Annotated in this window: 12 protein-coding genes; 10 read left to right on the forward strand and 2 right to left on the reverse strand. The window is 33.6% G+C overall.

Annotated elements, in window-relative coordinates; translation table 11 throughout:
• Positions 1-28: 28 nt before the first annotated feature.
• The gene (locus tag NQQ59_RS11180; protein WP_144219218.1) at positions 29-2,932 is read right to left on the reverse strand and encodes a TonB-dependent receptor; all 2,904 of its coding nucleotides are present in this window, start codon (positions 2,930-2,932) and stop codon (positions 29-31) included.
• Positions 2,933-3,151: 219 nt separating this feature from the next.
• Here NQQ59_RS11180 and NQQ59_RS11185 point away from each other — a divergent pair, with 219 nt between their 5' ends.
• Entirely contained in the window at positions 3,152-4,354 is a 1,203-nt protein-coding gene (locus NQQ59_RS11185; protein WP_144219219.1) for a helix-turn-helix domain-containing protein, read from the forward strand.
• 2 nt (positions 4,355-4,356) lie between these two features.
• Here NQQ59_RS11185 and NQQ59_RS11190 read toward each other — a convergent pair whose 3' ends face one another.
• Positions 4,357-4,923 carry a helix-turn-helix domain-containing protein gene (locus NQQ59_RS11190; RefSeq protein WP_144219220.1) on the reverse strand — a complete coding sequence of 189 codons (567 nt, stop codon included), beginning with the start codon at positions 4,921-4,923 and terminating at the stop codon, positions 4,357-4,359.
• A gap of 110 nt (positions 4,924-5,033) precedes the next feature.
• On the opposite strand from NQQ59_RS11190, the gene NQQ59_RS11195 reads away from it, so the two are divergent.
• The 9 genes from NQQ59_RS11195 to NQQ59_RS11235 all read left to right on the forward strand — a co-directional run bounded on the left by NQQ59_RS11195 (position 5,034) and on the right by NQQ59_RS11235 (position 15,318).
• Complete coding sequence (locus NQQ59_RS11195; protein WP_144219221.1) at positions 5,034-5,693, forward strand: HAD hydrolase-like protein; 660 nt, start codon at positions 5,034-5,036, stop codon at positions 5,691-5,693.
• A gap of 13 nt (positions 5,694-5,706) precedes the next feature.
• A complete protein-coding gene (locus NQQ59_RS11200; protein WP_144219222.1) occupies positions 5,707-8,502 on the forward strand; it encodes a TonB-dependent receptor in 2,796 nt (931 codons plus the stop codon).
• A gap of 61 nt (positions 8,503-8,563) precedes the next feature.
• Complete coding sequence (locus NQQ59_RS11205) at positions 8,564-10,078, forward strand: alkaline phosphatase D family protein (RefSeq protein ID WP_144219223.1); 1,515 nt, start codon at positions 8,564-8,566, stop codon at positions 10,076-10,078.
• Positions 10,071-11,156: a zinc-binding dehydrogenase gene (locus tag NQQ59_RS11210; protein WP_144219224.1), complete on the forward strand. Its 1,086-nt coding sequence runs from the start codon at positions 10,071-10,073 to the stop codon at positions 11,154-11,156. Before NQQ59_RS11205 ends, NQQ59_RS11210 begins: the two co-directional genes overlap by 8 nt.
• Before the next feature lie 2 nt (positions 11,157-11,158).
• Positions 11,159-12,364 carry an MFS transporter gene (locus NQQ59_RS11215; protein WP_222104890.1) on the forward strand — a complete coding sequence of 402 codons (1,206 nt, stop codon included), beginning with the start codon at positions 11,159-11,161 and terminating at the stop codon, positions 12,362-12,364.
• 237 nt (positions 12,365-12,601) lie between these two features.
• Positions 12,602-13,375 carry a molybdate ABC transporter substrate-binding protein gene (gene modA / locus NQQ59_RS11220; protein ID WP_144219225.1) on the forward strand — a complete coding sequence of 258 codons (774 nt, stop codon included), beginning with the start codon at positions 12,602-12,604 and terminating at the stop codon, positions 13,373-13,375.
• Positions 13,372-13,776 carry a TOBE domain-containing protein gene (locus NQQ59_RS11225; protein ID WP_144219226.1) on the forward strand — a complete coding sequence of 135 codons (405 nt, stop codon included), beginning with the start codon at positions 13,372-13,374 and terminating at the stop codon, positions 13,774-13,776. Before modA ends, NQQ59_RS11225 begins: the two co-directional genes overlap by 4 nt.
• Positions 13,769-14,443 (forward strand): molybdate ABC transporter permease subunit, encoded by a 675-nt coding sequence (modB, locus tag NQQ59_RS11230; protein WP_144219227.1) that lies wholly within the window; start codon positions 13,769-13,771, stop codon positions 14,441-14,443. Before NQQ59_RS11225 ends, modB begins: the two co-directional genes overlap by 8 nt.
• Entirely contained in the window at positions 14,443-15,318 is an 876-nt protein-coding gene (locus NQQ59_RS11235; protein ID WP_144219228.1) for an ABC transporter ATP-binding protein, read from the forward strand. The genes modB and NQQ59_RS11235 overlap by 1 nt, the downstream gene beginning before the upstream one ends.

The raw sequence follows: 15,318 nt of genomic DNA on the forward strand, positions 1-15,318 counted from the left end.
TTATATGATTTAATTTATTATTTATTTTTTAGAAGATGTCGTAACGTAAACCAGCTTGTCCGCGACTTCCGTACCATTCTTGAGAAGTAATACGACGTTTGTCTGGACCCATGTACATTTTTACAGGAGAATCGCTTAGGTTGTTTAATTCAACAAAAACTTTCAACTTTTTAGAAATATTTACTGTGGCAGAAGCGTCGATAGTAAAGTTTGAATCTGTCCAGATATAATAATCTGGGCCTAATTGCTGGTTGATGCTTTCTACAGAATTTCCGCGGTAATTTCCAGCCAGACGTAACATTACACCATTTCTTTCATAGAAAAGAATTGCATTAAATAAGTTTTTAGATTGATTTGGTAAACCTGTTTTGTCATTTACAGTTCCAGTTGCGGTTACACGAGGAACTTCCGTTTTAGAATCAATGAAAGTGTAGTTAAATTCAACTCCAAATCCGCTCCAGAAACCGTTTAAGAAATCAAATCTTTTGTTGATTCCGGCTTCAAATCCGTATAAGGAAGCTTTGTTTAAATTTTTTGCCTGAGTAACTAAATAATCATTTCCTTCAATATTTTGCATGCTGATATCTGTAAATACAACATCCGTAATATTTTTGTAGAATGCGCCTCCGGAAATAATTCCAACATTATCAAAATAATATTCACCCATTAAATCGAAATTATTACTGAAAGTTGGTTTCAAATCAGGATTTCCTTGTGTAATAGTCATTGGAGAAGCAGTTGTATTCGTCGAACTTCCAGGTGTCATGTCTCCAAAATTCGGACGAACAAATGTTTTGGTATAAGCAGCACGAAGATTTGATTTTTCGTTTAATTTATATTTCAAATGAAGCATTGGAAGAAATGAATTGTAATTATTCTCCACCACAGACGGACTTAATGTAATAACAGCAGGCGTTCCTTCTGTAGTCGCTTTGGTTCCGTTCAAAGTCATTTTAGTGTATTCGTTACGTAAACCTCCAACGATTTTTAAATTATCAGTTGCATCAATTTCTGCCATTGCATAACCTGCAATTACATCTTCATCTCCTGTATAAAAAGAAGTTGCATTTGTTTTAGAAGTATAATCAACAAAACCGTTTGCAGTTTGGAAAGATTGTCCATACATATTAAACAATTGATCTTTAGTTAAAGGATTTACAATGAACTGACTGAAATCGCCATTCATATTTCCGAAAAACTTACTTCCGTTAGGGAAATTGGTTGTCTGTAAATTCGAAAGCGGTACTAAAGCTGGTGAGTTTGGAACTCCAACCGCTGCTCCCGGAAGATATACATAATTTGATCCGTAAGTGTTTGTTCTGTCTTTATGACGATATTTTGCTCCGAACTTTAAATTGACTTTAGAACTTGCTTCTACTTTTAAATTAACTTGACCAATTTGATCTCTTTCGCTATTGTCTAACTGCGCAATTACTAATTGATTCAATAATAATTTTGAAGGATCCATCACTTCTGCTGAATTGGCAAGACCCGTTTCGAAATTATCTACAGTACCACCAACTCCGTTTGGAGAATCAAATCCCCAGTAACGTTTTCCATCGCTTGAAAGATTATTGAAACCACCTGTAATTCTTTGACGGAAAGTTGCAATAGGAAGTCCTTTATTATTTGAAGTCGAAGGCGTATCTAGATAATATTCAGATTTATGATTGCTGTAACTCCAGTCCAATTTAAATTTTTGGTTCATTTGATGTTCTCCGCCAACTTCAAATCCGTTTAGTGCTGTTTGGTAATGAGAATATCTATAATTGTATTGAAAACGAGTATTGGTATAATCAATATAAGATTCATAAACAGGACGAATATCATCAAATTTATTAGCCATTCCTCTAAAGAAAATTTTATCAGAAGGCGTGATTTTATATTCTAAACCAACGTTTAAACCTTTCGTTTCACGTTCTCCCATATAACGTTTAAAAAGTACGGTATTAAGAGATCTTTTTTGCTCTACGATTGCTGCGCCCGTATTGTAGGTTGCGGCAAATTCATCAGAACCCCATTGTCTGCTCCAGATTGCACCAGAAACAATAACACCCAATTTGTTATTGAAGAAACGATCTCCGTAGGTAAGAGATGCATTGTAAGTTCCGTTTTCGCTAAAAGTATTATAACCTCCCGCAGCACTTACATTTAAGGTACGTTTTGTGGGTGCGGTGCGTGTAATAAAATTGATAGATCCTCCAATAGCATCGCCTTCCATATCAGGTGTTACAGCTTTTGCGACTTGTACATACTGAATCATTTCAGAAGGTACAGCATCCAACACTGATGATCGATTTCCCATAACATTAGAACTCGGAAGACGATTACCATTAAAAAGAGTAGAAGTCCATGCAAAAGGAGTTCCTCTTACCGTTGCCTGATCGGCTTCACCATGATAACGTGCAACAGCGACACCCTGCATACGTTGTACAGCTTCGGCAGCATTACGGTCTGGTAATTTACCGATTGCATCTGCCGCCATTACATCCATAATAGCCAATGAATTTTTCTTGATGCTATAAGCTTTTGCCTGAGATGGCGCCATAGTACCTTTTACCACAATTTCTTTAAGAGAACTTGAGCCGTCTGGTGTTAGTTGAATAATACCTAGATCATTGATTCCTTTAACAAGCGTTAACGTCATTGTTTTTGTTTCAAAACCAATATAACTTATTTCAATAGTAGCTTCTCCTTCAGCAGTTGCTGTAAGTGTAAAAGCCCCTTCTAAATCTGAAATGGCTGAATTGTTAAATGATTTTCCAACAATGTTTGCAGTTGGAAGTGATCCAGATTCACTAGCAACAATTCCTTTTATGGTTTGTGCATGAGATGATATAAAAGAACCGACTGTAAAAATGGCGGCGAAAAGTACTTTTTTAAATTTCTTTTCTTTTTTAAACAAAGATTTTAAGTTGATTTTTGGTGTCATGTTTTGTAGTTTTTTTGCAAAGATTGTCACGATTTAAGCTATGAAACGACTTTGTCAAACTAGAACTACTTTAGAGAAGTGTCAATCTTTTGCTTTTGTTTTAATGTGTTGATTTTTAGTGTTTTGACTTTTGTTATTAAATTGTTATGAATCAATTTTTTCGCAATTCCTAAACATTAAATTAACAGGGTCTTGATACTTTAGCACAAAGATTTTAAGATGAAATACATAATTGCCATAGGAATATTTCAGGCACTTTTAGCCGCAGTTTTACTTTTAAGAAGCAGATATAAAAAAAATGCAGACGATCTATTAATTTCCCTCGTAATCTGTATAGGAATACATCTTTCTATCAAATTTTTTATTTTCACTTTCGTGGAAGATCAGCAGGTACTGAATATGATGAATACTTTTATCGGATTTTGCTATATTCCTTTACTGTATTTATATACTTTAAAAACCATTAGACCAGAGTTTGTGAGTGCTTCTAAATGGTATCTTTTTATTCCGTTTATTATTGGTGCTATTGGCTATTTTTCGACCGTTTGTGTTTTATTTGTGACTTCTCCAAAGGCCTATGAAGTTTTATATTGGTACAATACGATTAGCCTTTACACCTTACTGCCGTTGGATATTATTTTTTCGTGCGGAATTATTTATTTGGCCATTACTAAGCTGCCTAGAAATTGTCAGGAAAAAAAGCTGATTGTACAGTTGGCTTCTCTCTTTTTATGTATCGGAATTTTAGGCGTTCTGTTTACAGTTTTTAGTTCGTTTATTTTTTCTTTGAATTACCTTAGTAGAAGCATTATTTATACACTTCTTATTGTCATTACAATCAGAATTATTACTTATAAATACGGTACAGTTATAGATCCTGCTTTACAAAATTCAAATCAGGAGATGTTTTTGTCAGTGGGAAATTTTAATGTGATTTCGGCAGTTGATAATCATGAAGTAAATTCAGAGCCTAAAGATTTTTTAGTCAATGATACTATTGTAATTGAAGAAAAAGAACCTGAACAACCTCAAAAAAGAAGAGAGATATTAAGTCAGAGCGAAATGTTTAAAATATTGCTCAAGCTCGAAAAAGCAATGGAGAAAGAGCAATATTTTACAGACAGTGAATTAACACTGGATAAGCTTTCAAAACTGACCAATCTTAATAAATATCATATTAGCGAAACGTTGAATCATTTTGTAGATAAACCTTTTTACACCTTTGTAAATGAATACAGAATTCAATATGTAAAAGATAAATTCAAAAAATTATCAGAACAAAATCTTACTATTAATATTTTAGAATTAGCCTATGAATCTGGCTTTAATTCTAAATCTTCGTTTAATAGATATTTTAAAGAAGTTACCTCACAAACACCAACAGAGTATCTTAATTTGATCGTTAAAGAAACCGTTTTTTAGATTTAATTATCAAAGAAATAAACAATCAGCATTTTACACGGCTTAGAACTTTTGTTTAAAGGTACGTGTTTCAGTCTTCCATCAAAGAAAAGAGAATCTCCTTCTTTTAATGTGTAGGTTTCATTGGCAATCAAATAATCTACTTCTCCAGAAAGAATGTATTTATATTCGTAAGCATCTGTTGTAACCTGATCTCTATAACTGTTTGGTTCCAAAGTTAAAAACACAATATCAACCGTTGAATTTTTAATCGTACGTGTTAAAAAACGTTCGTACAAGAAACCGCTTGATCCTTCTTTCTGAAACTGATCGTAATCATCTTTTCTTTTGATAATAACCAATTCTTCTTCCTGCGAAATATCCTTAAAGAATTCGCTGAGGTTAACTTGTAAAGCCGTTACTATACTTAAAAGAACCGTTAGCGACGGGATGCTTCTTCCGTTTTCAATCTGCGAAATCATTCCTTTTGTTACTCCGCTTAAATCTGCAAGTTCCTGTAACGTAAAGCCTTTATCGGTTCTATATTGTTTGATTCGTTTGCTAATTTCTAAAATTACTACTCCTTCCATGTTTAGTATATGTATACAAAGTTTATTTAAATTAAACATTATTTTACCTTTTGTTTACATATAGTAAACAAAGGTATAGTAATATTGCACTGTAAAAATAAACAAAAAATATGGAATTAATTGTATTTGACATGGCTGGTACTACAGTCCAAGACGAAAATAAAGTTGGCTTAACATTGCAGACTGCTTTAAAAGAATTTGGTTACGAATTTTCGATAGAAGAAATCAATGTTGTAATGGGATATGAAAAACCAGTTGCGATTTCAATCTTATTAAACAATCAAAATGGAGATGTTTCTTTAATAAATAAAATTCACCAATCATTTGTAGAGAAAATGATTGCTTACTACAAACAAAGTAATGAAGTAAAGTCAACTCCGAATGCTTACGAAACCATTCAGTATTTAAGAAGCAACGGAATCAAAGTAGCTTTTGATACTGGATTTTCAAGACCAATCGCCGATGCTATTTTCGAAAAACTAAACTGGAAACAAGGAATCGATTTTGATTTCAGTATCACTTCAGACGAAGTAGAACACGGACGTCCTTATCCAGATATGATTTTCAAAGCAATGGAACATTTTAATATTTCGGATGCTTCAAAAGTTGGAAAAGTAGGTGATACAATGTCTGACTTACAACAAGGAGAAAATGCAAAATGCGGATTAGTAGTTGGTGTTACAACTGGCGCTTACAGCAGAGAGGAACTGCAAAATCATTACCACAATTATATTATTGATAATCTTTTAGAGTTAAAAAACAATCTTTAATTTTTTATAAATCATGAAAACATTCCTGTATGTTGCATTTATATTGATTTTTTGCTCTTCGTATGCGCAAGAGATAAAAGGTAAAATTAGTACTGAATCCGGACCTTTATATCCGGCTTCCATTTTGATTGCTGAAAAATCAAAAACAGTAACCAATGATCGCAATGGTAATTTTGTTATCAAACTTGAACCGGGAGTGTATCATTTGGAAATTTCGAATGAACATTATGCTCCAAAGCATATTTCGGTAACGATTTCAAATAAAAATGTTGACTTAGGAAATATAATAATTGGGCAGGAAGAAAAATTAGATGAAGTCGTTTTAGAATATTACACCAGCGGAGAAAAAAAGGCAATTGAAATGCGACAGCAATCCAATGCTATTATGGATGTGGTAAGCGCCGATGCAATGGGTAAAATGCCCGATATCAGTGCTGCAGAAGCGGTTCAGAGAATTCCTGGTGTCAGTATTGACCGAGATCAAGGAGAAGGAAGATATGTAACGGTAAGAGGAACGCCGTCGCAATGGAGTTCGGCTACCATTAATGGTGATCGTATGCCGTCTGCCAAAACTTCGGGGGATTTATTAGGAAATCGTACCGTTCCAATGGATTTACTTCCGACCGAATTCTTAGAATATATTCAGGTAATTAAAGCGATTACACCTGAATATGAAGGAGATGCTATTGGAGGAACGATCAATTATATTCCGAAATTTTCTCCTAAAAAAGAAACATTTCGTATTACAGGAGGTATTCCAGTAAACCTGCGTGCCGACGATAAAGTAGGGTTCAATAGCACTGTTTTGTACGGTAACCGATTTTTCAATAAAAAGTTTGGCTTTTTGGTGATGACCAATTACAATCGTCGTACGTATTCAACTGATGATTATGAAGTAGTTTACGGAAATGAACTGCACAACGTAAACACGCTTGACGTGAGAAATTATCAAGGAGTTAGAACCAATAAAGGTTTCAATGCGGCAACTGATTTTCGTTTCAATAAAAGAAATAAAATCTATGCAAGAGGTTATTACAGTCAGTTTTTAGACGAAGAAGAAAATAGAAAAACAATGCATTATTTTAATAAAACGACAAATAATGCAGTTCTAAGATGGAGTACTGTTGACTATTTATTCAAAAATTATGGAGGTGAATTTGGTTACGAAAGCAAATTAACCGACAAGTTAAAAATGAATGCAAAAGTAGCTGCGTATAATTCGTGGGCAGGTTACAATGGACCTTCATCTGCAACTAAAAACGATCGTGGTTATTACTACGGAAACTGGATTCAGACTGTCAAATACGACAATCTGGTAAAAGTGGATGGCAAAGATTATAAGTTTCTTCAAGGTGACGGACCAGCAGGTTATGTAGGTGATCCTTCCGATAATATTCAGCCTCATTTTAATAAACCTTATGATCCAGAAAAATATTATTTGGACAGATATGTAACTTCGATTCGTAATGTCGAAGAAAAGGATAAAGTAGCTGCTATAGATTTTAATTACAACGCTAATAAAGATTTGAAAATCAAATTTGGAGGGAAATTTAGAGATAAAAGTAGTACTTACGATTACCGATACATTACTTGGATTTATGATACAAAAGCACCAAAAGCTTATTTGAATCAGTGGGAAAGAGAAGCATTTCCATCCAACAATTGGTTTCCTGAATTGAATAATACGTATGATAATCTGAAATTCAATTATCCAACAGAACGTTCTTTTATTGATCCAATGGGAAATCCTGCGATTGCCAAAAACTTGAAATACAATTATCAGGATGCAACAAACTCCAGTTATGCAACAGGAAATTATGATGCAACAGAGAAAGTTTGGGCAGGTTATGCTTCTGGAGAATGGGATATCAATGAAGATTTCCGTTTGGTAGGAGGTGTTCGTTACGAAAACACAGCGGTAGATGCCAAAAGTTACGAGTTCAATGACATTACAAAAGTGGTTACGCCAGTTTATGGAACAAAAAACTACGGAGCTTTTTTACCAATGGCACATTTAATTTACAAACCGTCTAAAAAACTAGATTTAAGAGCGGCAGTAACCAGAACTTTTGCACGTCCAGCATTTAACGAATTGAGTCCGAGCACGAGAGTAAATCCAGACAATCATACAGTTGTAGAAGGAAATGTGGATTTAAAACCGACTTTCTCTTGGAACTATGATGTAATTGGAACGTTTTATTTAAACAAAACGGATTACTTAACGGGAAGTGCCTTTTATAAAGATTTGTCGGATCTTATTTATACACAGTCGCATGATGAAGTTAGAACTGTTGGAGGCGAGACTTTCTTGTATAAAGTCTCAAAACCATTGAACTCTGATAGTGCCTTTTTATACGGATTTGAAGTAGGTTTCAATAAAAAGTTCTCTGAATTGCCTGGATTTTTACGATTTTTCAGTTTGAAAGGAAATTACACTTTTACTAAATCTCAAACGACATTAGAAGAAAGAGGAGATGAGAAAATCGGATTGATGAACCAATCTCCAAATATCTTCAATGCATCGCTTATCTACGAATACAAAGGTTTTGCAGCAAGATTGGCAGCCAATTATCGTGAGGCATTTTTAGTAGAAATTCGTGATAATCCAGGAGCTGATAGATATCAGGATAAAGACTTTCATTTGGATATGAACCTTTCATATACGACATCTAATAAAATCACTTTTTTCATTGATTTGAATAATTTGAACAATCAGGAATTACGCTATTATCACGGTGTCGTTTCAAGACCTGAACAAGTTGAATATTACGGAATTAGAGGTCGAGTAGGAGCGAGTTACCGATTTTAATAATAGTAAGCCAACATACAGATAACATTCAAGCAGTAATATTGCCAATTTTATATTTAAGATGAACAGAAGACGTTTTGTAAAACAATCAATGCTGGGGATGATGCCGATACTGTTCCCTTCATCATTTTTATCGCTGCTAAATTCAAATGAAAACAAATATTTCATTCATGGAATAGCTTCGGGAGATCCAACCGAAAATGCGGTAATTATTTGGACACATATTAACACCAATTCTATTGGAGAATGCAAAGTAGAATGGCAAATTTCAACCGATAAAAATTTCAATTCAGAAGTTAAAAAAGGTTTTGTTACCACTTCGCAAGCAAGAGATTATACGGTGAAAGTAGATGTGACCAATCTTAAAAAGAATCAGGTTTACTATTACAGGTTTATTTATGACAAGGCTGTTTCAGATATTGGAATCTGTAAAACGCTTCCAGATTCGGCAAAAAAGCCTTTGCAAATTGCAGTAATCAGCTGTAACAATTACGAAGATGGTTATTTTACCTCTTTCCGTCATATTGCAGACAATCCAGAAATCGATTATGTTTTTCACTTAGGTGATTACATTTATGAATATGGAACAGGACAATATTGCAATAAAGTATTTTTGGAACAAAGCCATAGAATAAATGATCCGCTGCACGAATTGGTTTCGTTGTCAGATTACAGAAAAAGATATGCTCTTTATCGTAAAGATAAAGAGCTTCAAAAAGCGCATCAGCACAAACCTTTTATCTGTATTTGGGATGATCACGAATTGGCTAACAATGCTTATAAAGATGGTGCTAAAAACCATCAAAGCGAAGAAGGGAACTGGACAGATAGAAGCGCAGCCGCTATGCAAGCTTATTTTGAATGGATGCCTGTAAGAGCTAAATCAGCTTCAGAAATGATTCGTTCGATTAAAATAGGAAACGATGCTAATTTCGTTTTTATGGAAGAAAGACTGGATGGAAGAGACAAACAGTTATTAAGCAATGATCTCGGAAAACAAAGTCCAGATCGAAAAATGATTTCGTATAAACAGTTCAAGTTTTTATCTGACGAATTAAAAAATAGCAATGCTCGTTGGAACTTTTTGGTAAATCCTGTTATGTTTACGGGATACAAAAGCAAAAAAGAAGAGTCTGTAAAAGAAGAAGATTGGTGGACAGGTTATCCTTATCAAAGAAATCGACTTATCGAAGTTTTTCAAAGTTTAAAAAATCCACCGATTATTTTGACAGGAGATCATCATCAAAGTCATGTTTTGGAATTGTATGCTAAAAACCAGATTTCAAAAGAAAATTTTGCAGCATGGGAATTTCTAACGCCGTCTATTACTTCGAAAAATGACGATCGTCTTTCTGAAGAAAAAATAATCAAAAAGAGTGAAATGCTTTATAAACTGAATCCGCATATGGTGTACAATAATATTGCAGCTCATGGTTATTTTATTTTGAAAGTGGCTCAGAAAGAAATCAATATAGACTACAAATTCAATCAAGATATTTTACTGCCCAACAGTGGTGAAAAAAATGGACCTCAATTTAAAATTGATAATTTAAACAACTTAACAAAAAATGTGTAATTCATGCGTAATGCTCTTTGACGACAGAGAGCGAAGCATTCTTCCAGAATTTACAGCACTTCCTGAACTTAAAAGCAGTGAAATATTAGTAAAAAACAAATACGCAACCTTATGCGGAAGCGATTTACACACTTTTACAGGAAGAAGAAAAGAGCCATCACCAATTGTTTTAGGCCACGAAATTGTGGGCGAAATTATAGAAATGGCTTCCAACGAACCTTTTTATGATTTGAATGGAAACATTTTAAAACTTGGCGATATCGTTACTTGGACGATTTTTGCAGCTCCAAATGAAGATGAATTTGTAAAAGATAAAATGCCTCAAAAATCTGCAAGTTTATTTAAATACGGACATGTAAAATTTACTGAAGAAGAAAAATTCAACGGCGGATTAGGAACACATTGTATACTTAAAAAAGGAACAGGAATTTTAAAAGTGCCATCTTCTATAAACGAAAAATTCGCCCCAATAATCAATTGTGCTGGAGCTACGGCAATGGCAGCTTTTCGCTTAATCGATAAAATTGAAAATAAAAATGTACTGATTCTGGGTGCAGGAGTTCTTGGATTAATTGCTTCATCAATTGCAGATCAAAAAAAGGCAGCTTCTATTACGGTTTTGGATATTGATATGGATAGGCTCGAAAAGAGTAAATCTTTTGGTGCCAAATACCTTTATAACGCTTTATCGCCAATTGAAGAATTAGAAGCCATTACATCTCAATTTTACAAAAAAGGTTTTGATGTGATAATCGATATGAGTGGTTCTGTTTATGCAATAAAAACAGGATTACAATACAGCGCAATAGGAGCACAGCATATTTGGATTGGAGCGGTAACGCCAACAGAAGATATTGCGGTAAATCCAGAAATGATGATTAGAAAATTATTGAGCATCAAAGGAATGCACAATTACAATTTTGAAGATTTTGTAAATGCTGTTTCCTTTTTTGAAGATCATTTTTCAGCTTATCCTTTTCAAACTTTTATAGAAAAAGAATTTGAACTTAAGGAAACCAAAGAAGCATTTGAATATGCTGTACAACATAAACCTTTCAGGGTTTTAATCAATATTTAAAAATGAGAACAATCTCAAAAAAATATCAAATGCTTTTCCTAACCATGTTCTGTTACCTGTTTTTCTACACAGGTCGACATAACTTTGGTTGGGCAACAAAAGCAATGCGGGAAGATTTAGGAATCTCGTACACTTTCATTGGTTGGATCAGTTTTGCCATGCTGATTGGTTACTCAATCGGTCAGTTTATTAATGGAAATTTGGCAGATCGTTTCAGTCCAAAATATATGGTGCCGCTTGGCGCTTACCTTTCCATTGCATGTAATTTAGGAATCAGTTTTACACATTCGCCATACATCATTTTGATTTTATGGTTTTTGAATGGCTATTTTCAATCAATGGCTTGGGCGCCAGGCGGAAGAATTATCGCCAATTGGTTTTCTAGCGAAGAAAGAAACAAAGCATTCGGAATGTACACAATGGCTGCAGGATTTTCTTCAGCAGTTACTTTTGCCATTTCGATTTACATTACTTCATTGCATTTAGAATGGCGAATGCTGTTTCGGATTCCAGTTTTATTGCTTTTGGTTTCGGCAACCGTTTTTCTAATTTTTATAAAACCATCGCCAGTTGCAATTGAAAAAAAAGCAACAGGATTCGACTTCGACGCCATCAAAAAAAGCTACAAAGATGTTTTAGGAAATAAAAAATTTCGAATTGTCTGCTTGTCTTTTGGTTTAGAAAGTATGGCGCGCTATGGATTGATATTCTGGATTCCAGTTCACTTTTTAGGAAACGATTGGCAGAGTGATCCTTCTTTGATCTGGGTAACCTTTCTGCTTCCGTTAGGAATGGCTTTAGGCGCTTTCTCCTTCGGACAACTTTCCACTTATTATTTCAAAAGTAATTACCGTTCTATTTTCTTCGGAATGTTGATTTGTTCATGTCTTTCTTTTTTATTGTTTTTTACTCATAACGCAAGTTTAGTTGTTGTAAGTCTGCTTTTAATAACCTGCGGCTTTTTTGTTTACGGACCACAATCAAACTTTTGGGCATTATGTCCAGAAATTATGGGAACAGAGAGAACAGGAACTTCAATAGGAATTATGAATATGTGCGGTTATTTATTTGCCGCTTTAGGCGAACCACTTTTAGGATTTATTATTGAAAAAACAGGAGAAACAAAATTCTTGTTTATAATAATTGCTTTAATCTGTCTACTTTCTTCTTTGAGTATTTATACAATACAGAGAAAAAATAAAGAGTAAAATTTGTTGTGTTTATGTTTTTGATAATTTTTGTCAAGTGAGCTTTTCACTTGGCAGAAATTATTTTGATTTAATAAGGTTTTCAATTCAGGAAGTAGAAACATTTATTCAGTCGTGTTCAAATAAGTATTTTCTAAATTGATCTGTTTAGATTTTTATACTCTGCTTTATAATACTTATTTTTACCATTATAATTATTGCTGATCTGTTTTGGACTAAGTAATAAATCACCTGAATATGAATATCGGAAAAAGAACTTTAACTCATTTTACAGTGCTTTTATTATTGTTTTTTGGAACAGCAAAGGCACAGCAAAAATTTACAATCGTAGCGGCTGCTAACTTAAAAGTAGCTTTAGATTCTATCAATACGGTTTTTAAAACTCAAAATCCTGGTATAAGTCCACAGATTACTTATGGCGCTTCTGGTAAATTTTATGAACAGATTTCCAATGGCGCTCCGTTTGATTTGTTTTTTTCAGCCGATATGGATTATCCCAATAAGTTGGAAAGTAATAAAATGACTGCTTCTAAAATAAAGATGTATGCTGTTGGGAAATTGGTGATCTGGAGTAAAAAAACAGATCCCAATAAAACAAAAATGAATAGTCTTCTCGGAGCTGAAATTCGTAAAATAGCCATCGGAAATCCTACAACTGCACCATACGGAGAAAAAGCGGTAGAAAGCTTAAAATTCTACAAAATATATGATAAAGTAAAAAGCAAACTGGTTTTTGGAGACAATATCACACAAGCTACCCAATTTATAACAACCGGAAATGCCGATATCGGAATCACAGCTTTATCTCTTGTATTGACTCCCAATATGAAGAAAGAAGGAGGTAAGTATTATATTATTCCAGAGAAAAGTCACTCTTCATTAGAACAAGGATGTGTAGTGTTGAAACATGGCCAAGGAAATGCAAATGCTTTAAAATTTTATAATTTTATATCATCAAAAAAGGCAATTGAGATTCTAAAATATTACGGTTACGATACTAAAACGAAATGAATGTACTAAAAGGAATAATAACCGAAATTCAATCGCATGAAGGAATTTCTTTAGTGAAAGTAAAAGCCAATAGTTTTATTTTCTCTTCTATTGTTTTAGATACACCAGCAACGGCACTTTATTTAGAAGAAAATAAAAGGGTTAAAATTATTTTTAAAGAAACAGAAGTCATTATTTCTAAAGATATAAGTCCGCTAATTAGTGTTCAAAATCAAATTCCTTGTCAGATTGAATCGATAAAGAAAGGAGTGATTTTAAGTCAGATAAATTTAGTGGCAGATGGAGAAAAGATAAAATCCATTATTACAAGTAATGCTTGTGAGCAATTGAATTTGAAAGAAAACGACAGTGTAATGGCCTTGATAAAAACAAATGAAGTAAGTTTAGCTGCCAATGATTAATCTAGAACCTTTATGGCTTACAGCAAAATTGGCTTTGATTACCACACTGATTCTTTTTGTGGTTTCGATTCCCTTATCATATTGGTTGTGTTATAGCCGATTTCGGTTGAAAGCCGTTGTGGAAGCTCTTATAAGTTTGCCTTTAGTTTTACCGCCATCTGTTTTGGGTTTTTATCTTTTGATTGCTTTTAGTCCAGAAAATGCTTTCGGAAAATTTTTGGCTGATTATTTTGATGTACGACTGGTTTTTACTTTTGAAGGATTAATTCTGGCTTCGGTTTTATATAGTTTGCCTTTTATGGTAAACCCGATTTTATCGGGACTAAAAAATCTCTCTCCAGCATTACAGGAAGCTTCTTTTACTTTAGGAAAATCAAGATTTACAACCATTACCAAAATTTTACTTCCTAATATTCGTGCTTCATTGTTTACAGGTATTATTATGACATTTGCCCATACTTTAGGAGAATTTGGTGTTGTTTTAATGGTTGGAGGAAGTATTCCCGAAGAAACAAAAGTAGTTTCGATTGCTATTTATCAAGAAGTGGAATCTATGAATTATCAAAACGCCAATATTTATGCAGGAATATTGTTTGTGTTTTCTTTTTCAATTCTTTTAGCGGTTCATTTAATTAATAATAAATCCCGAAAAACGACTCTTTATTAATGATACAGATTGATGCCTATAAAATCCTTCAAACAGCTGATGGCGAACTACCTTTGGATATTTCTTTAACAATCCAGAAAGGACAGTTCGTTGCTATTTATGGAAATTCGGGTGCTGGTAAAACCACTTTACTTCGTATTTTATCTGGTCTGACTGATGCCGAAAAAGTAAACATAAAGGTAAATGAATCTGTTTGGGATGATGCTGATAAAAAGTTTCATCTTCCTGTTCAGAAACGATCCATTGGTTTTGTTTTTCAAGACTTTGCTTTGTTTCCGAATTTAACAGTAAAAGAAAATCTGGAATTTGCGTTATCTAAAAATGATTCGAAAGAAATTGTTTCCGAGTTGATCGATTTAATGGAATTGCAGTCACTTCAAAATAGTAAGCCTCAAAATCTATCAGGAGGACAAAAACAGCGTGTAGCTTTAGCAAGGGCAATTGTTCGTAAACCTGAAATACTTTTGTTAGATGAGCCATTATCTGCCTTGGATGATAACATGAGATTTAAACTTCAGGATTATATTCTAAAAATCCATCAAAAATACAAATTGACCACTTTGATGATTAGCCATTCTATTTCGGAAATTTTCAAACTTTCGGATAAGGTTATTGTCGTTGATAAAGGTAAAATTATAAAAGAAGGAACTCCTGAAAGGGTGTTCTCAGAACAAAAAATAAGCAGTAAATTTCAGTTGACTGGAGAGATTATCAGTATTGCTAAAAGTGATATTATATACATAGTTCAGGTTTCATCAGGAAATGCTATTGTAAAAGTGATTGCCACAGAAGAAGAGGCAAAAGAGTATAAAATTGGTCAAAAAGTACTTGTTGCCTCAAAAGCATTTAATCCGGTTATTCAGGTTTTGAAATAA

The sequence above is a fragment of the Flavobacterium panacis genome (assembly GCF_024649945.1).
Taxonomy (GTDB): domain Bacteria; phylum Bacteroidota; class Bacteroidia; order Flavobacteriales; family Flavobacteriaceae; genus Flavobacterium; species Flavobacterium panacis.

What these genes read in the sequence shown, in the direction of transcription:
- NQQ59_RS11180 (WP_144219218.1), bottom strand. Translation starts at nt 2,932, where the DNA reads ATGACACCAAAAATCAACTTAAAATCTTTGTTTAAAAAAGAAAAGAAA.
- NQQ59_RS11185 (WP_144219219.1), top strand. Translation starts at nt 3,152, where the DNA reads ATGAAATACATAATTGCCATAGGAATATTTCAGGCACTTTTAGCCGCA.
- NQQ59_RS11190 (WP_144219220.1), bottom strand. Translation starts at nt 4,923, where the DNA reads ATGGAAGGAGTAGTAATTTTAGAAATTAGCAAACGAATCAAACAATAT.
- NQQ59_RS11195 (WP_144219221.1), top strand. Translation starts at nt 5,034, where the DNA reads ATGGAATTAATTGTATTTGACATGGCTGGTACTACAGTCCAAGACGAA.
- NQQ59_RS11200 (WP_144219222.1), top strand. Translation starts at nt 5,707, where the DNA reads ATGAAAACATTCCTGTATGTTGCATTTATATTGATTTTTTGCTCTTCG.
- NQQ59_RS11205 (WP_144219223.1), top strand. Translation starts at nt 8,564, where the DNA reads ATGAACAGAAGACGTTTTGTAAAACAATCAATGCTGGGGATGATGCCG.
- NQQ59_RS11210 (WP_144219224.1), top strand. Translation starts at nt 10,071, where the DNA reads ATGTGTAATTCATGCGTAATGCTCTTTGACGACAGAGAGCGAAGCATT.
- NQQ59_RS11215 (WP_222104890.1), top strand. Translation starts at nt 11,159, where the DNA reads ATGAGAACAATCTCAAAAAAATATCAAATGCTTTTCCTAACCATGTTC.
- modA (WP_144219225.1), top strand. Translation starts at nt 12,602, where the DNA reads ATGAATATCGGAAAAAGAACTTTAACTCATTTTACAGTGCTTTTATTA.
- NQQ59_RS11225 (WP_144219226.1), top strand. Translation starts at nt 13,372, where the DNA reads ATGAATGTACTAAAAGGAATAATAACCGAAATTCAATCGCATGAAGGA.
- modB (WP_144219227.1), top strand. Translation starts at nt 13,769, where the DNA reads ATGATTAATCTAGAACCTTTATGGCTTACAGCAAAATTGGCTTTGATT.
- NQQ59_RS11235 (WP_144219228.1), top strand. Translation starts at nt 14,443, where the DNA reads ATGATACAGATTGATGCCTATAAAATCCTTCAAACAGCTGATGGCGAA.